Source organism: Acinetobacter sp. YH16056_T, assembly GCF_024605895.1.
Taxonomy (GTDB): domain Bacteria; phylum Pseudomonadota; class Gammaproteobacteria; order Pseudomonadales; family Moraxellaceae; genus Acinetobacter; species Acinetobacter amyesii.
In genome coordinates this window covers 1,102,226-1,119,555 of sequence record NZ_CP094545.1, presented here as the reverse complement: position 1 = coordinate 1,119,555, position 17,330 = coordinate 1,102,226, and the positions used below count along the sequence as shown (strand labels likewise).

General features: G+C 40.9%; 13 protein-coding genes and 4 pseudogenes. 10 read left to right on the top strand and 7 right to left on the bottom strand.

Going from position 1 to position 17,330, the window contains the following annotated elements; genetic code table 11:
* Positions 1-71 precede the first annotated feature (71 nt).
* The 4 genes and pseudogenes from MST17_RS05590 to atzF form a co-directional block, all read right to left on the bottom strand.
* Positions 72-473 (bottom strand): annotated as a pseudogene (locus MST17_RS05590) (guanosine-3',5'-bis(diphosphate) 3'-pyrophosphohydrolase); the annotation flags it as partial.
* Between the two features lie 159 nt (positions 474-632).
* Positions 633-1,322 (bottom strand): GntR family transcriptional regulator, encoded by a 690-nt coding sequence (locus tag MST17_RS05585; RefSeq protein WP_180026403.1) that lies wholly within the window; start codon positions 1,320-1,322, stop codon positions 633-635.
* A gap of 2 nt (positions 1,323-1,324) precedes the next feature.
* On the bottom strand, positions 1,325-4,924 hold the full coding sequence (gene uca / locus MST17_RS05580; RefSeq protein WP_180026404.1) for an urea carboxylase: 3,600 nt from the start codon (positions 4,922-4,924) through the stop codon (positions 1,325-1,327).
* Positions 4,925-4,943: 19 nt separating this feature from the next.
* Positions 4,944-6,758 carry an allophanate hydrolase gene (gene atzF / locus MST17_RS05575; RefSeq protein WP_180007652.1) on the bottom strand — a complete coding sequence of 605 codons (1,815 nt, stop codon included), beginning with the start codon at positions 6,756-6,758 and terminating at the stop codon, positions 4,944-4,946.
* A gap of 575 nt (positions 6,759-7,333) precedes the next feature.
* On the opposite strand from atzF, the pseudogene MST17_RS05570 reads away from it, so the two are divergent.
* The 6 genes and pseudogenes from MST17_RS05570 to ribA form a co-directional block, all read left to right on the top strand.
* A pseudogene (locus MST17_RS05570) lies at positions 7,334-7,744 on the top strand (Fic family protein); the annotation flags it as partial.
* Between the two features lie 372 nt (positions 7,745-8,116).
* Positions 8,117-8,419, top strand: a complete 303-nt coding sequence (locus MST17_RS05565) for a transposase family protein (protein WP_171260786.1) — start codon at positions 8,117-8,119, stop codon at positions 8,417-8,419.
* On the top strand, positions 8,367-8,837 hold the full coding sequence (locus MST17_RS05560; RefSeq protein ID WP_039254797.1) for an IS5/IS1182 family transposase: 471 nt from the start codon (positions 8,367-8,369) through the stop codon (positions 8,835-8,837). The genes MST17_RS05565 and MST17_RS05560 overlap by 53 nt, the downstream gene beginning before the upstream one ends.
* A gap of 285 nt (positions 8,838-9,122) precedes the next feature.
* Positions 9,123-9,284 (top strand): annotated as a pseudogene (locus tag MST17_RS05555) (GTP cyclohydrolase II); the annotation flags it as partial.
* A gap of 66 nt (positions 9,285-9,350) precedes the next feature.
* A protein-coding gene (locus MST17_RS05550; protein ID WP_180022740.1) for an IS3-like element ISAba22 family transposase occupies positions 9,351-10,516 on the top strand; the annotation gives its coding sequence in 2 pieces (ribosomal slippage) (positions 9,351-9,609 and positions 9,609-10,516; 1,167 coding nt in all).
* A 36-nt stretch (positions 10,517-10,552) separates the two neighbouring features.
* Positions 10,553-11,002: pseudogene (ribA, locus tag MST17_RS05545) on the top strand (GTP cyclohydrolase II); the annotation flags it as partial.
* 124 nt (positions 11,003-11,126) lie between these two features.
* Here the strand turns inward: ribA and trpA are convergent.
* Complete coding sequence (trpA, locus tag MST17_RS05540) at positions 11,127-11,915, bottom strand: tryptophan synthase subunit alpha (protein ID WP_180027282.1); 789 nt, start codon at positions 11,913-11,915, stop codon at positions 11,127-11,129.
* On the bottom strand, positions 11,912-13,123 hold the full coding sequence (gene trpB / locus MST17_RS05535) for a tryptophan synthase subunit beta (protein WP_180027283.1): 1,212 nt from the start codon (positions 13,121-13,123) through the stop codon (positions 11,912-11,914). Before trpB ends, trpA begins: the two co-directional genes overlap by 4 nt.
* A 102-nt stretch (positions 13,124-13,225) precedes the next feature.
* Here trpB and MST17_RS05530 point away from each other — a divergent pair, with 102 nt between their 5' ends.
* From MST17_RS05530 to MST17_RS05515, 4 genes are all read left to right on the top strand, one after another.
* Positions 13,226-14,107 (top strand): LysR family transcriptional regulator, encoded by an 882-nt coding sequence (locus tag MST17_RS05530; protein WP_180027284.1) that lies wholly within the window; start codon positions 13,226-13,228, stop codon positions 14,105-14,107.
* A gap of 118 nt (positions 14,108-14,225) precedes the next feature.
* The gene (locus MST17_RS05525; protein ID WP_180022749.1) at positions 14,226-14,798 is read left to right on the top strand and encodes a nuclear transport factor 2 family protein; all 573 of its coding nucleotides are present in this window, start codon (positions 14,226-14,228) and stop codon (positions 14,796-14,798) included.
* A complete protein-coding gene (locus MST17_RS05520) occupies positions 14,774-15,274 on the top strand; it encodes a chalcone isomerase family protein (RefSeq protein WP_005177287.1) in 501 nt (166 codons plus the stop codon). The genes MST17_RS05525 and MST17_RS05520 overlap by 25 nt, the downstream gene beginning before the upstream one ends.
* 11 nt (positions 15,275-15,285) lie before the next feature.
* Entirely contained in the window at positions 15,286-15,978 is a 693-nt protein-coding gene (locus MST17_RS05515; protein ID WP_005177281.1) for a response regulator transcription factor, read from the top strand.
* On the opposite strand, the gene MST17_RS05510 is transcribed toward MST17_RS05515, so the two are convergent.
* A complete protein-coding gene (locus MST17_RS05510; protein ID WP_373685452.1) occupies positions 15,975-17,297 on the bottom strand; it encodes a sensor histidine kinase in 1,323 nt (440 codons plus the stop codon). The two genes, MST17_RS05515 and MST17_RS05510, sit on opposite strands and share 4 nt — an antisense overlap.
* Between the last annotated feature and the right edge of the window lie 33 nt (positions 17,298-17,330).

Here is a 17,330-nt window from a genome sequence, read left to right as displayed (position 1 = left end):
CTCGGATAATCTGTTGTTAGATTTAAATTGATCAGATGTAAATGGACGCTCCGAGCACACTCTAATCTATGTTTAACTTTTACATATTGTTGATACCGACGTTTATCTTTTACTGTGACCGAAGTTAAGCGAGACAAATCCATATTGTCGTGTAAATCACTGAGTTTTATTTCACACGCTATTGCATTTTTAGCAGTACGCTGCGCCGCTTGAAATCGGTTCTCACCTGTTGTTTTAGTTAGTGCCTGTATTGCGTCGATAATATGGGCTTGAAAACCTAAAGCATGAAGCTCATCCGTTGTTGTCTCTGTATCTTCTAAAATGTCATGTAATACAGCGACGATTTTAGCGTCGGGATGTTGCACATTTTGCATCACACGAAGTGGATGTTGAATATAGGCTTGTCCCGCTTTATCGACTTGTCCGAAATGGCGTTCAGTCGCCAAAGAAATCGCATTTTCTAAAGTTGAAATAAAGAATCTCCCCTTCGTGGTCTTTTTTATTTTTCTCCATCATATTAACCAATGAATACAGATATTTGTAACTCTAAGCGCTACTCGAACGACACAGATTGACTCGTAAAATACATATCTACCGTGAATTATCGTGAGGTAGATCTTTTGCAAATACTTCTATGCCATTCGCGCCAACATTTCCAAAGTAATTTTTTTCACCTCTTCTTTACTTTGCTGAATATGGCTGCGCATTTTCTCCAATGCCGCTGTCACGTTATGTCCAAGGATCAATTGTAAAATCTGTTGATGCTCTGCATAAGTGGCTTCAATTCGATAATCTTTAGAAAAATCTAAACGGCGAATAATACGGATTTTTTCACTTACATCCCGATGTACCTTTGCCATTTCACTATTGCCGATTGCTTCAACCAATTGGCAGTGATATGCTTCATCTTGCATCGATAAAGTTTTTAAATCATGCAAAAACTGTTCAGGCGGAATACACCACAAATTCACCAATGTCTGTAAAGCCTGCTTGAGTTGTTCTGATTCCATTTTGCAGAGCTGCTCAATGGCATAGCATTCCAGCAAAATCCGTAAATCATACAATTCTTCATAAGCTCTAAAGTTCAGCGGCTTCACTTCCCAACCGCTACGAAAATGTACTCTTACATAGCCATCTTGCTGTAAACGGTATAAAGCCTGCCGTACGGGTGTACGGCTTACTTCATATAATTCGGCAATTTCAGATTCGGTAAAACGTGCGCCCGGTTTGAGCTGGAAATCAAAAATATCGTTTTTTATTTTTTGGAAAACCAGCTCAGACAAGTTGTCTGAGCTTTTCCCAACAATGGTGGTTGTGGTCATGTTTATTCCATATAAACCAGCGGCTCACCGCTATGTACCGTTTGTCCTGCACGGCAGATAATCGCTTTCACGATACCATCATCATCGGCATAGACTGGAAGCTCCATTTTCATCGCTTCAATAATGGCTACAGTCTCACCTTTCTTCACAGACTGTCCCGCTTCGACAAAAATTTTCCAAATGTTGCCGGTCATCGATGCATTCAAGGCTGCATACTGGCTATAGTCGGTATCATCTTGCAGGATTTCCATTTCCGCAGGCGCATCAAACTCATCTTTCCAGCGTTCAACTTCAGTTGTAAATGCCTGCAGCTGCTGCGCTTTAAATTCGGCAATACTGTCCTTTTCTGTTTCTAAAAAGGCTTGATAGGCTGCAAAATCAAATTCAGTTTCTTCAATTTTGATTTCCGCCACACCATTGGCAAAGTCAGCACGGAATTGATCCAGTTCAGCTTCGGTTACTTCATAATATTTAATTTGATCAAAGAAGCGTAAGAACCATTGCTGATCGCCAAACTGTTTGTTCTTTTTAAACTTATTCCAAATAGGCAGTGTACGGCCAATCAATTGATAACCGCCTGGTGAGTCCATGCCATAGATACACATGTACATACCGCCAATACCCACTGTGCCTTCTGCAGTAAAAGTACGTGCAGGGTTATATTTCGAGCTGAGCAAACGATGACGCGGATCAATTGGCACTGCACAAGGTGCAGTTAAATACACATCGCCCAAACCTAAAATTAAGTAATTTGCATCGAAAATGATGTCTTTGACTTGCTCACGGCTGTCTAAGCCATTAATACGCTGAATGAAATCGACGTTATTTGGCAACCATGGCGCTTTGGCACAAACACTTTCTTGATAACGTTCTACAGCACCTAAAGTTGCCGAATCCTCAAATGCCATCGGCAAGTGAATAATACGGGATGGAATTTTAATTTGGCTCAAATCGCCCATCTCATTTTCGAGACCCAATAAGAACTGAATCAAATTCGCTTGGCTGAAACGCAATCCATCATATTTAATTTGCAGTGAACGTACACCTGGTGAAAGCTCTAAGATGCCATCAATATTCGCTTCACGAATCAGCTGCATCAGTCGATAAACACGTAAGCGCAATGCAAGGTCGAGAACGTTTTCGCCATATTCCAGCAAGATGTAACTGTCACCTGCCTGACGATATATAGCTTTCGGCGCATACGCATCTGCTTCACGCACTGCCAATATCCCTTCTGGCTTACATTCAAAAGTTGCCGCCTGTTTTGCTTCAGGTGCTTGAGCAAAGTTTTGGATATCGGCAATTTGTTGAACTTCCAAGGCATTGGCTTGTTCAACACTCATCGGATAGAAACTGATGCTGTCATCTGCTTTAAGCTGACCAATCTTCCAAAGTTCTGCTTTGGCAATGGTTACTGGGCAAACAAAGCCACCGAGGCTTGGGCCATCTTTAGCCAAAATCACAGGGAAATCACCGGTGAAGTTAATCGCCCCAATGGCATATTCACAATCATGCACATTGGATGGATGTAAACCTGCTTCACCGCCATTTTCACGTGCCCAGCTTGGTGTCGGACCTGTTAGGCGAATACCTAAACGGTTTGAATTAAAGTGCACATTCCATGTTGAAGCAAAGAATTCTTCAATATATTCAGGTTTAAAGAAATCGGGTGCACCATGCGGACCATACAGCACGCCAATTTTCCATTCTTTGCCATAGCTTGGAATACGCTCTGCTGCCAAAGCTTGTGGTGCTGCTGTAGCAATTTCCAATCCATCCAAAGGCAGGCTAGGGTTGACCATTTTAATCATGTCGCCTGCGCGCAGCACTCGCCCTGCATGACCGCCAAAATTACCCAATGCAAAGGTTGAACGACTGCCTAGATATTTAGGTACATTTAACCCATTGCGGATTGCAAGATATGTACGGCAACCCGATTCAACTTGTCCTAGTACCAAAGTTTGCCCAGCTTTGATGTTGATCGGCTGCCAAAAATCGACATTTACTCCATCTAGAGCCGCGCTGCATGGCGCACCTGCTAAGGCTACGATGCTGTTGGCATGAAATTTAAGACTTGGTCCTTGTAAGGTAAATTCAAAGCCTGCTGCCGATTTTGGATTACCCACAACTTGATTGGCCAACTGAAATGCATAATCATCCATTGGGCCTGATGGCGGTACACCAATATCCCAATAGCCCACACGCCCCGGATAATCCTGAATCGTACTTTGTGTACCTGGTTGCAGCACCTCAATCACATTTGGCACATATTTAAAATCATCCAGCAGGCGTGTCCAAATTTGCATATTTTCAAAGCGTGCATCAGACACTACGGTATGCGCATAGTCTAAGTTGGTGCTGATGCCATTCAAGCGGGTTTCAGCCAAGGCTGTTTTTAACTTGGCAATCGCACTGTCTCGGTCTGCAGCATGCACAATAATTTTGGCAATCATCGGGTCAAAATATTGTGAAATTTCAGTACCTGTAGACACCCAAGTATCCACACGAATATCTTCAGGGAAATACACATCCGTCAACACACCCGGACTTGGCTGGAAGTTTTTCACTGGATCTTCCGCATAAATTCGCACTTCAATGGCAGCACCATTGGGTTGAATATTGCTGAGTTTTTCCCAATCTAAAGCATCACCTGCCGCCACTTTCAGCATGCATTCAATCAGGTCTAAGCCCGTCACCATTTCAGTGACTGGGTGTTCAACCTGCAAACGGGTATTCACTTCAAGGAAATACACTTCATCACGGGCAGCATCATAGATAAACTCAACCGTACCTGCGCTGCGGTATTTCACCAATTGACCAAGCTCTACAGCAGCACGGTGCAATTTTTGACGGGTTGCTTCTGGTAAGTGCGGTGCAGGTGTTTCCTCAACGACTTTTTGGTTACGGCGCTGCAATGAACAATCGCGCTCCCCAAAGGCAACGACTTGACCTAAACCATCACCAAAAATTTGTACTTCTACGTGACGGGCTTTATCGACAAAACGTTCGAGGAAAACACCTGCATCCTTAAAGAATTGCTCGCCTAGACGCTTTACACTTTCATACGCATCTTTTAATGATTGTTCATCATCACAGCGGGTTAAACCAATTCCGCCACCACCTGCGGTGCTTTTCAGCATGATTGGATAGCCAATCTCTGCAGCAGATGCGAGTGCTTCATCCAAACTTGCCAATAAACCTGTGCCTGGTGTCATGGGTACATTGGCGGCCGCAGCCAATTCACGTGCACGATGCTTCAAACCAAACTCTAAAATTTGTTCAGCCGTTGGCCCCATAAAAGCAATGTTATTTTCCTCACATGCACGGGCAAAGTCGGCACTTTCAGATAAAAAACCATAACCGGGAAATATTGCTTCAGCGCCAGTTTGTTTGGCTGCTTGAATCAATTTTTCAATACTTAAATAAGTTTCTGCAGGTTTAACACCTTCAAGTGAAACCGCTACATCTGCATCTAACACATGCTGTGCATAACGGTCGGTCTCTGAATACACGGCAACAGATTTCACACCTAATTTTTTTAGAGTACGAATCGCACGAACAGCAATTTCACCACGGTTTGCAATTAAAACTGTTTTAAACATGATTATTTCCCCGATTTTTTTAATTTGATTTTGCTGTTGTTGCTTGCAGTGATTGGATATAAGCGCGCCAGCCGCCAAATTCACTGATATTTTTTGCACCGTTTAGGCCATAAGGTTCACAAATAAAGCCTTTCACCCAACGTCCATCGGCAAGCTCGACATTGCCCATACCTAGTGGTGTTGGAATTTCGGCGACAAATTCACCAAAGCGTGCTTTTGGAATATCCCAAAGCTCGACAATAATTTTTTGACCCGCTTCCTGACGCGCTAAACCTGGTTTCGGCGGTACTGTGCCCGGCAGTGCATAGAGGGCGTAATCGGCAGAAGTCGTTGTGGTTTCAACATGCACGGCTTGGCGTGTTGTCAGTTGGAAATTGAGTGGCATACCTGTGAGATGTGCGCCTACAACAGCAACACGAAAATGCTGTGCTGATGGTGCAGAAATGACTGAAGCTGCGTCAGGCAATGTTTTAGCTACTGCACCCAGCGGTAATTGCAGGTGGTTTTGCCATTTTTCTGCAAAGTCTGCTAGAGCCGTATCGTGCCAAGCCGGCGCAATGAATGTGATTCCAAAAGGCAGCCCGTCGGCACGAAAGCCTGTAGGTACAGCGATGGCACTGAGGTCAGCTAAATTAGTAAAGTTGGTATAGGTGCCAAAGTGGCTATTATTTTCAATTGGCGCTTCTGCCATTTCAGCCAGTGTGTGAATGGTTGGCGAACTTGGCACCACTAAAGCATCAAATTGCGCTAAGGTTTGCTGAATTTGGCGTGCCAAATCTTGCTTTAAATATTCGGCGTTATAAGCATCCACCGCAGTGTACTGCTGCCCTTTTTGAATAATTTCTAAAACTGTTGGATCAAAGTCATCTGCATGGCTGTCTAAAATTTCAGCTACGGCTGCCGTACGCTCTGCTACCCATGACCCTTGATACAGTTGTGCAGCCAATTTTGCAAAAGGACTGAAATCAATTTCAGTTAGTACTGCACCTAAGTTTTTTAATTCAGTTAGTGCTTGCTGAAATGCATCAGCAGATTGAGCATCGCCAAAAAATTCTAACTGTTTTGGAATGGCTAACTTTAATTGTGCGCTGAACTTTGCAGGCGCTGTTGCTGGGTTCACACGTGAATAGCTGTCGGTTACATCAAAACCTTCCATAACTTCTGCCACTGCAGTTGCATCAGCGACGGTTAAGGCAAAAATTGAAATACAATCTAAGCTCTTACAGGCAGGCAATAAGCCTGTATTTGAAAAGCGACCTTTGGTCGGCTTTAAACCGACAATATTATTGAAAGCTGCAGGGATTCGTCCTGAACCTGCAGTATCTGTACCGAGTGCAATCGGGACTAAACCACGTGCTACTACACTGCCTGAACCAGAGCTTGAACCACCGCTTACATAGTCAGGATTAACAGTATTCGGCACGGCACCAAATGGCGAACGCGTACCGACTAAACCAGTAGCGAATTGATCTAAATTGGTTTTACCTACAATGATGGCACCTGCTTGTTTTAAGCGCTGCACCACAGAGGCATCTTCAGTTTTAATGTCCGTAAATAATTTAAACGCAGCCGTCGATGCAAAGCCCACCACATCAATATTATCTTTCACTGCAATAGGCACACCAAATAAAGGTAAGGCCGTAGCATTTTCAATTTGTTTTAAAGCTTTAATCTGAGAAGTTAATTGCTCTATAGATGCAATGGAAATCCATGCTGGGTCTACGCGATCAAATTGCTCGACCAAGGCATATAAGTCTTCAAGTTGAATTGTGTTATTCGTGTAGGCCGCTTTCCATTCCGCTAAGGTCCAGCCTAAAGTTTTTATTGAGTTCATTGATGTGCTCATTCTTGTATCCAAGTTTGAATACTGTGTTGCACACATCATGCCAACTCTAATTATTATTTATTTTTCAATATCTTAATATATTTTATCAATCATTTGCCTATTTTATTTAGCCAGTACAAAAGGATAAATGTTCTATTAAGTTTCCAAGCTCCACTATTTTGGTGCATGACTTTTATAATCGTGTTTTCAATAGATTCTTTTCATTTAGATGCAGATATAAATACAGTGAACTTTCTATTTTCACTCTTTATAAGCTTTCAATTTAGATGTTTTGTATGACTTTGAACTTAGAATAAAAAGAACTGAGAAATATTTTGAATTTTATATATAGAAAAAGATACATCAATGATGGCTAAAGCAATATTGGGCTTTGAGATTGATCGGGTTGAATAGAAAAGTAGTAATAATAAAAGCTATTGATTCGCAAAATTTAGTTCAACAATCAAAACTAAAAAATGGTGCGCTCAGCGCGCACCGTAAATACAATTTAACTAATTGTTTATTATAAATATTTAAACCCAACCCACATCATTGTACCGCAAAAAATACCGTAAAAATTCAGCATTCTAAAAAATATTGATGATGGCAATGTAGGTCATTACCACCAACGAAATATATTGATTTCAGGTGCTACCACTACCCCACCTGACTATACATTGTTGAATGACAAAATGGCTCAACTAGTCGGTTGGTACAAGTCGGAAGCGCATCAGCGTCATCCTATTGAACGTGCAGCTAAAGTACACCTGGATTTTTTATTGATGGTAATAGACGCACATCACGTCTATTGATGAACCTTAAGTTGCTGAAATCTGGATATCCACCTTGCGTTATTACAGTTGAAAAATCGCGTGGCTTACTATGAAGCTTTGGATCAGTGGATGGCTTATGACAAAACTGAAGCTTTTATCCAATTGATTTCTGAAGCAGTGATCGAAGGATTTAAACCATATCAGATAATTTTAGGAATTTAGAGTTACTCCCATTTATATATTTCTTTATTTGTACTGCTGCTTAGGACATTTTATTTATTAGAGCCTTGTTGCCTAATGCTGTTATCAAAAAATTGTTCAGCGATATAATTTCAGAATGAAGAAGCCTACACATAGAATCTATCATACAAAGAATTGACCTTACCACAAACCTAATTTTATTAACTTATTCAATAGATCTCTTTCATAAATCAAAAAACGATCTTCTTTTTGGTTAGTATTTGCACTCCGGATTTCTTAGCATTCGTGCATAATCTGCGGATGAAATACATCGATTCAAACAAGCTTTCTGATCCTCAGTTCAAGTGATACACAGGCATCTCATGGTCAACTTTCTATTTGATGGTTGAGCAATTGAAGAAACATGTCCCTGCCAAAGGCAGACCGCCCAAGTTAAGCCTGGAAGACCAGGTTCTGCTCTGTCTAAGCTATTGGCGGGAATACCGAACCTTATTTCACGTTGCGACGAGCTACGGGGTTTCAGAGCCCACAGCCTCAAGAATTGTCCGTCATGTTGAAGACTGCCTGATTCGGTCCAATCTCTTTAATTTACCCAAAGATTTACCCGAGGGCGAAGGCATCGATTGGAATGTTGTGATCGTGGATGCCACAGAAATTCCAATCCAAAGGCCTAAAAAAACAGAAGAAAAGCTATAGCGGCAAGAAAAAGACCCACACTTTCAAAGTACAGGCCATCATTCATTATCAAACTCAAAAAATCCTGAGTTTATGTACGAGTCGTGGTGCCGTACATGATTTCGAACTCTTCAAACGTAACTTGAATCAGATTCCTGCAGGTGCATTTATCCTTGCGGATAAGGGTTATCAGGGAATTTATACAGTGTATCCAAATAGCTTGTTGCCATTAAAAGCAAAGAAGCGCTGTAAACTGGATTCCGAACTAAAAATCTATAATCAGGAAATCAATAAAAGAAGAATTGGAATTGAGCATGTATTTGGCAGTTTGAAAACCTTCAAAATTCTTGCTGAGCGATATCGCAATCGAGGCAAAAGACTAGCATTAAGATTCAATCTAATTGCTGGAATTTATAACTTGGAGCTGAGTGAAAAATGACTTATGAAAGAAATCTAATAAATTTAATTAACTATACAAAAAAAACCAACTTATCTTAAATATTGATGGTTTAGACAAGCCTCAGCTTTTGAGTGTTTTTGCAACAAAGCAGAACGCTAATAAAAATATTCTAAATAACATTTCACATAAAATTCACTATCAGATACATACTCTTTAATTGAGAGTAAAACGCTGAAATTTATAACTGCAAAAAATTCGGCCAATGCTTTTAAGATAGATTAAGTAAATTGTATCAAATATAAATTTATATAGGTGTATTCTTCTGTGGCTATAGAATTTGTTTCTAAATCAAAATTACCTACTGCGTTTGGCGATTTTGAAATTATAGCGTTTCAAGACCAAAGTACTGGTGAAGAACATATCGCTCTTGCTAAAGGCATGGGTACTATTTCTAATCAACCTGTACTCGTTAGAATTCATTCAGAGTGATGTGTGCTGAAAAAACAGGAGGTTTTAACTTGGTAAACTAAACACACTCATCAGGAGTTTACCATGAGCAAGAAACACAAGACTTACACCACAGAATTTAAAGCTGAAGCCATCAAATTAATTGAAGCCAATCAAGGCAATGTCTCGGAAACAGCTAGACAACTTAGCATTTCAATGCAAACTCTTTCAAATTGGAATACCAAAGCAAAGGCTGGAACTTTAGCAGGTACAAAACAGTATTCACCTGATCTAAACGCTCTACTCGAAGAAAATAAAAAACTCAAACAACAGCTCAAAATAGCTGAAATGGAACGTGAATTTTTAAAAAAGGCAGCAGCGTACTTTGCCAAAGAAAGTCAGTAAGGTACGCCTATATGAAACAAAAAAGATATTCTTTTCCAATTACCTTAATGGCTCGATTACTTCATGTTTCAGTTTCATGTTTTTATGATTGGCTCAAGAGAGGCGTGAGCAAAAGAACGATTCAACGAAATCAACAGACGATATTGGTGAAAATAGCCCATGAGGAGACAAGGCAGAGCTATGGTTATATTCGATTAACCAAATACTTACAAGCTCAGGGTATAAAAATGAGTATGTACGCTATACGTCAGATAAAAGCGCTGAACCACCTGTATTGTAAGCGACACAAGCGTTTTAAAAGGACTACGAATAGTGACCATAATCGAGCGATCTATGAAAACCTGCTGGAGCAACAATTCTCAATGACTAGACCAAATCAAGCATGGTCAAGTGATATTACGTACATATGGACTGTTGAAGGATGGCTGTATTTAGCAGCGGTAAAAGACCTTTACACGAAGCAAGTGGTTGGCTATAGCTTAAATGAGCGCATGACAACACAGCTTGTTTGTAATGCGCTAAATATGGCTATTCACAATCAAAAACCAACCAAAGAACTGATTGTGCATTCAGACAGAGGAAGTCAATATTGCAGCCATGAATATCGAAATATACTTGAGCAATATGGTTTTCAAGGTTCAATGAGCAAGCGCGGAGACTGTTACGATAATGCACCGATTGAAAGCTTTTGGGGAATACTGAAAAATGAGTTAGTGCATCATTACAACTATCAAACCAGAGAAGAAGCCAAAGCAGATATTATAAAATACATTGAGTTATTTTATAATCATCGAAGAATTCAAAAGGGTTTGGGTTTTAAGACACCAAATCAAATGGCCGAAGACTTTTATAAGTTGGCTGCCTAGAATCTCCCAAGGGAAAGTCTCCTGATAATTCAGCGTATATCAGAGTGCTTAACAGGTGACGCTTTTGGATCACTCAAATGTGATTGTGGCCCCCAATTACATTCCACCATGAAAATGATTAATGATGCAGGTCAAGGTGTGATCTTATACTTGCGCCAAGAAGGTCGCGGCATAGGACTAACCAATAAAATTCGAGCTTACGCCCTTCAAGACCAAGGACATGATACTCTTGACGCCAATTTATTATTAAATTTACCAGCAGATGCTCGTAAATATGATATGTGTACCATTATGTTAGATTATTTAAAAATAAAGAATGTAAAACTCATTACAAATAATCCCCTTAAAATTAAATCTTTAACTGATTTAGGAATTAATGTTGTTGAACGTATTCCTTTAAAAGTTGGTTTAAATATCTTTAACAAAGCTTATCTTGAAACAAAGCAAAAACGCATGTCACATCTATATGATAATAGTGATTTTTAAAAAGCGATCACTTTTAGAAAAAACCCACGTATAAAGTTCCATCTCCCTTTCGGGAGAAGGCCAAGAAAAAATATTGTTTTATATTCAATTATGGTTTTAAAGAAGATTTATGAAAGGTGCCTGACTATTCTTTATTTTGTCTCAGTATCTGTGCAAAAACCGTCACTTTTTCTAAAGTTGCATTCATTCCCTTATTAAAAAAAGTATCGACAAGCGCTGAGCCAATGATAATAAGATCTACTTTATTGGCTAATGCTTTAACGTGGCTTTCATTTTTGATTCCAAAGCCAATTGCAACTGGAATATTAAAAATTGGCTTAATTTCAGTCATCTTTTTCTCAAGATTAGATAGATTGAAGTCTCCTCCTGTTAATCCATTTTCTGCAACATGATATAAAAACCCTGTCGCGCGCGCTGAAATTTGCTCTAACCTTTCAACTGGGGTCGTCGGCGCGGTCATTGCAATTAAATGCATATTTTTTTCATTTAATTGCACCTCAAATTTTTCTCGATATCCATATGGAGCATCTAAAATCAATATTCCATCTATAAGATTTTCTGTTTCAGCGATAAGTGTCTCAAAACCATATTGCATAATCGGATTTAAATAAGTCATGAAAATTATTGGTGTCTGGTCATCATGCAGCCTGATTACTTTTACCAACTCAATGGTCTGTTTTACCGTTTGACCTGCATCTAAAGCCCGAAGATGCGCTGCCTGAATGATCTCTCCATCTGCCACTGGATCAGAAAATGGAATACCCACTTCAATAATGTCAGCCCCTGCTTGACCCAATTGGCTTAACAGACGACAACTTTCTGTAAAATTAGGATCTCCAGCAGTAAAATAACAGACCAGACCGCTTCGATTTTCCAGTTTCAATTGCTCTAATTTTTGATCTAGTCGGTTCATGCTGTAGCTCCTGCAAGATATTTTTTGACCGTGTTTAAGTCTTTGTCTCCTCTGCCACTTAAATTGACAATAATGATCTGTTCTGGTTGCATTTCTTGAGCAAGTTGAATCGCATATGCAATCGCATGAGAACTCTCAAGAGCAGGAATAATACCCTCCTGTTGACTTAAAAGCTGAAATGCATTTACAGCCTCTTGATCGGTGATCGCCGTGTATGTCACACGTCCTGTTTCAAACAGAATGCCATGCTCAGGACCAACACCAGGATAATCTAAGCCAGCTGATATAGAGTGTCCATCTAAAATCTGCCCATCTGAATCTTGTAATAAATAGGTTAAATTGCCATGCAGCACACCGACTTGACCTTTGCAAATAGAGGCGGCATGTTCACCACTATTTGTTCCTTTTCCACCTGCCTCAACGCCAAACATTTTGACATTCAGGTCTTCTAGAAAAGGATACATCAACCCTAATGCATTTGATCCCCCACCAACGCAAGCAACTAGAGCATCAGGCAGTCTATTTTCTTTCAGGAGTATTTGGTTTCTGGCTTCTAAACCAATAATTTTCTGAAATTCTCTCACTATGGTGGGATATGGATGAGGGCCTGCACCCGTACCCAATAGGTAATAGGTTGTATCCACATGACGAATCCAGTCACGTAATGCTTCGTTCATGGCATCTTTTAAAGTCCCACGACCTTTTTGAACACTTCTGACTTCAGCACCGAGTAATTTAATACGTTCAACATTCATTTGTTGGCGCTGAATATCTGTTTCTCCCATAAAAATGGTACATTTCATCTTAAACAGCGCGCAAACCGTTGCTGTTGCGACACCATGTTGACCAGCACCCGTTTCTGCAATGATTCTGGTTTTGCCCATAAATTTGGCTAATAAGATTTGCCCTACACAATTATTGATCTTATGCGCACCCGTATGGTTCAAATCTTCTCGCTTGAAATATATTCGAGCGCCGCCTGCATAAGCTGTTAGGTTTTTTGCATAAAAAAGAGGACTAGGACGACCAACAAAGTCCGTTAAAATCTGCTGATATTCAGCCCAAAATTCAGGTTTGTGCCGAACAGTATTAAAGGCTTGTTCTAATTCTTGAAGTGCTGGCATTAAGCTCTCCGGCATGTAACATCCGCCAAATTTACCAAAAAATCCCAAGTCATCAGGACCATTACCTGTATAAGGGGTTGTCATCTCATATCTCTTTTACTATCAAAACTTGTTTGATCTTAAAATATTTTCATTTTTATGATAATTGATATATTTTGAGCTTATGGTGTTAGAAAATTTTACAACATGAAACGCAGAACATTACCTCCTCTTAATGCTTTAAAAGCTTTCGAAGCTGTCGCCAGAAATAAAAGTTTCAGCTTAGCTGCCGAAGAATTATGTGTCACCCATAGTGCGATTAGCCATCAAATAAAGCAGTTAGAAGAATGGTTGGATAAAAAATTGTTTATTCGACATTCCTCGACCATCTCTCTGACGGCGGATGCCGAAGAATTATCGCTCGTTTGTATGGAGTTTTTTAATCGTTTAGAACAATGCGTCTTTGAGTTAACAAATAAAACTTCAGAAGTAGAAGTTGTCATAGGCGCTTCTCATAGTTTTATGGCAAATTGGCTGATTCCTCGATTAGAAAAGCTCGAAGTCATTTATCCCAATATCCATATCAAATTAATGACATGTAATGACTTAAGATTGTTAGAAAAAGAGAAAGTTGACATATTTATCAATAGCGTCAGTGAGCATCATCTACTTCCCAACTTTTTGAATAAATATCTGTTATTTCCCGATAACATGGGTCCTATTTGTAATCGTGAAATAAATCTTCTTCATTCCGTAAATGATCTTTTAAACTATCCATTACTTCATACCCACTCAAATAAAAGTGCATGGCATACATGGTTTGATCAGTTTCAAATAAGCTTTTCCCCAAAATCCAATGACCGTTATTTTGATAGTCTGAATTTAATGATAGAAGCTGCCGTGTCTGGGTTAGGAATTGCCATAGCACCTCAAATTCTAGTAGAAAAAGAAATGTTAAATGGAAAGATCATTGCCCCTTTTGGTTTTATCTATTGTGACTATAATTTTTATGCAATGGTCAGAAAAAATAACGAAAATCGTGATGTTATGAATATCATTGATTGGTTAATGGCCGAAGAAAAAAGTTAAACATTTAATCTTTGATTTGAAAAATTCTATTCAATTGCTCATTTATAACGTCTATTTCACATTCTGTTCACGCTGTGCTGCCTAAGGTATAAACATACACTTCATACGGACACTGATGATGAGACTTGTAAAAACACTAATTGCTACAGCCTTATCCTTGCCGCTTCTGTTGTTAGCCGGATGTAAAAGTATTCCCAGTTATTCAGCCGATTACGCCCAATCCAGAAACAGTATTCAGGGGATAGCGCTGGATCAGGCTAAAGCTCAGGATATCGGCCTCCGCTTTACCTCAGCCTTTAATACCTTGGGCACACCTGAATTCGTTGAAAATGCTGGAGCACTGTATGCCGACCAGCTGTTTATTAACGATACGCTATCGCAATTTTCATCCCGTCAAAATCTACTCGAGCACTTTCAAGGCATGAACAAACGGGTCAGCAAGGTCAGCGTCAAGCTGTTAAACGCTTCTTATCATCAGGACTCTGCCTATGTGCACTGGCATATGGCCTATGATTTTAAATTGTTCGGCACGACCCGCAGTATGGACTCTTACGGTATCAGTGAAATCAAGATCAACGAAAACAAGAAGATTATTTTCCAGCAGGATTTCTGGGACCCTGCGAATGGCCTGTACCGTTCCCTGCCTTATGTTGGAGGGGTCTACTCATGGCTACTGCCTTTCAAAAAATAGCGATTAGTACAGCGTTAGTGATGGGATGTAGCTTCTGTCCATGGGCACAGGCACAAAGCCTGAATCAATGCGGCAATGGTCCGCTGATGGTGGGTCAAAAACAGGTCGGTATGGCCAGTTATTTTGCCCAAAACTGTAGCCAGTCCTGGGAAAAACAAAATATACAGATGGACTTTTCCTATACACAGAATATTCCGGAATGGGCATTTAAGCGTGCGGCCACACATTTACTGAAACGTAATGTTAAAGACGCAAAAATACATGCTCTATTCAACCCAATCACCGATTTGTATCGTCCGGTCAGATCAGGCGACCTCTACCGTTTAAAATACAACCATGCTACACAGACCCTGAGCTTATCTTTGAACCAGCAAAGTTTAGGGCAGCTTAAACATCCTCTGGCACAACAATATTTTAATATATGGCTGGGTCCCCAGCCATTTAGTGCTAAATTAAAACAGCAATTATTAAATTAGTGTCTGCCGCTATGTCGAAACATTTTATCCTGATGGTTGAAGACCATTATGAACTGGCCTCTACCCTATGCGAGTTTCTTGAAGAACATGGCTTTGTGGTCGATCACGCCCGCAATCTGAGTGCTGCTAGACAATTACTGAAACAGCAACGCTACCATATCTTGCTACTAGACATTAATTTGCCTGATGGTTCTGGTTATGAATTGTGCGAGTGGTTACGCAATGAAGAGGGGTTGGACTTACCTGTCTTGATGCTTACCGCTCGGGATACCTTGGATGACAAACTTAAAGGCTTCAATTCCGGCACGGATGATTATCTGGTCAAGCCCTTTGACTTTAACGAGCTAGTGGTTCGGGTCAAGGCCCTGATCAAACGTTCCCTGGGTGAAGTATCTAGCAGTCGTCTGCAAATTCATGACCTAATTTTGGACCCAGCAACACAACAGCTAACTCGAGCTGGGCAGAACATTGAATTGCCTCCGATTCAGTTTAAACTTTTGAAGCTACTAATGCGACATTCTCCTAAAGTACTGACCAAACAGGAAATTATGATGCAGCTTTGGGGTGACGAAGAGCCAGAAAGTGATGCTCTGCGCAGTCATATCTATAATTTACGCAAAATGGTCGATAAACCCTTTGAACAAAAGCTGATTCACACCATATCTGGGATTGGTTTAAAGATTGCTTTCGAAGATGAAGCCTAATTTAGGTACACAACAACAATCAGTCCAGTGGTCATTGCTAGATCAACATTCTGATGAGTGTCAAGATAATATTGCCTGTCAAACAGCTCCACACGCCAACCTAGCTGTTTGCATAGCTTTTGCACCAATTGCAATCCAATACCATGCCCTTTGATTTCCAGTTGTAGCTGCTGACCAGACAGTTCCTGAACTTTAGAATTGTTAGGTAAAGGCATGCCGACTCCATTGTCAGCAATCAGTACTTTATTTTTTTCCATAATCACATCAATTTCTGTGCCCTGTGAATAGTTCAGCGCATTGCGCAGAATATTGCCAAACACCATTTTGGTCATGGATGGATAAAGTTTACGCGGCTGTTCATCGAGGTCTTTTTGCAGGTCTATCTGCATGCCTTTGTTATGACTGACACTCTCCAGATCCTGCACAAGATTGTCCAGACATTCAGAAAGCATGGTCGGTTCAGCAGTTAAAGTATTGGTGGTATTGCGGGCAATGGCCAGCAAGGTATCGACCAGCAGCTGCATGTCTTCAATGGTGTTATGCAGGCGGGTAAAGGACTTGTTGTCGCCATAGCGTGCCTGACACAGCTGCACATTGCCTTTTAAAATGGTCAGTGGCGTGCGCAGCTCATGGCTAACATCTCCGGTAAATTCACGCTCACGCTGAATAAATTCGCTTAATACCTGATGATATTTTTCCAGCGCCTGCTTGAGGTATTCAGCTTCCAGATTGGAGTCGGTGCGGATGTCCTGAAAAGGCGAAGCCTGATTTTTCTGATGTTCCCAGTCGATATGTTCCAGCGCATTGGCCAACCGGGTAATCGGGGAAAAATAACGTCGGGCCCGACGGTTCCACCACCACAATACGCTATATAGCACAAACAGGCTGACCATCAGCGGTGCCAGGCCAAACAGCCAGACCAGCTTGTTGACGTTGCTTTCGCCAAACACCAGCAGCACATGCTGTCCGTCTTTTTCACCATACACGGTCATGCGCTCCTTGCCATCGACAAAATGCCGGTTCACCCCTTGCTCAAGCTGCATGTGGCGAAATTGGACTGGCGGCACATCGCTCCAGCGGTAACCATACAGGTTTTTGGTGTCGGGCAGTTCAGCAGCCGGATTACGTTCCAGCCGCTGCCAGTAGTGTGACATTTCCTGTTCTAGCGCAGTTCTGAGCAGGGAACCCTTGATTACCCAAGCACTACAGCCAATCCCGATCACCACAGACAGGGCAATGAATCCGATTTGCAGCCAGTAATAGCGGTTAAACACCTCACCCAGAGGATGATCGTGTTTGTCCCTGAACAGCTTTAACATTGGTGCATTCCCCGCTGGCCCATCCGATTCGCA

Coding starts and splice junctions, on each gene's coding strand:
- MST17_RS05585 (WP_180026403.1), bottom strand. CDS start 1,322: ATGACCACAACCACCATTGTTGGGAAAAGCTCAGACAACTTGTCTGAG.
- trpB (WP_180027283.1), bottom strand. CDS start 13,123: ATGACAACCCCTTATACAGGTAATGGTCCTGATGACTTGGGATTTTTT.
- atzF (WP_180007652.1), bottom strand. CDS start 6,758: ATGAACTCAATAAAAACTTTAGGCTGGACCTTAGCGGAATGGAAAGCG.
- MST17_RS05530 (WP_180027284.1), top strand. CDS start 13,226: ATGAAACGCAGAACATTACCTCCTCTTAATGCTTTAAAAGCTTTCGAA.
- MST17_RS05525 (WP_180022749.1), top strand. CDS start 14,226: ATGAGACTTGTAAAAACACTAATTGCTACAGCCTTATCCTTGCCGCTT.
- uca (WP_180026404.1), bottom strand. CDS start 4,924: ATGTTTAAAACAGTTTTAATTGCAAACCGTGGTGAAATTGCTGTTCGT.
- MST17_RS05515 (WP_005177281.1), top strand. CDS start 15,286: ATGTCGAAACATTTTATCCTGATGGTTGAAGACCATTATGAACTGGCC.
- MST17_RS05520 (WP_005177287.1), top strand. CDS start 14,774: ATGGCTACTGCCTTTCAAAAAATAGCGATTAGTACAGCGTTAGTGATG.
- MST17_RS05560 (WP_039254797.1), top strand. CDS start 8,367: ATGCCACAGAAATTCCAATCCAAAGGCCTAAAAAAACAGAAGAAAAGC.
- trpA (WP_180027282.1), bottom strand. CDS start 11,915: ATGAACCGACTAGATCAAAAATTAGAGCAATTGAAACTGGAAAATCGA.
- MST17_RS05510 (WP_373685452.1), bottom strand. CDS start 17,297: ATGTTAAAGCTGTTCAGGGACAAACACGATCATCCTCTGGGTGAGGTG.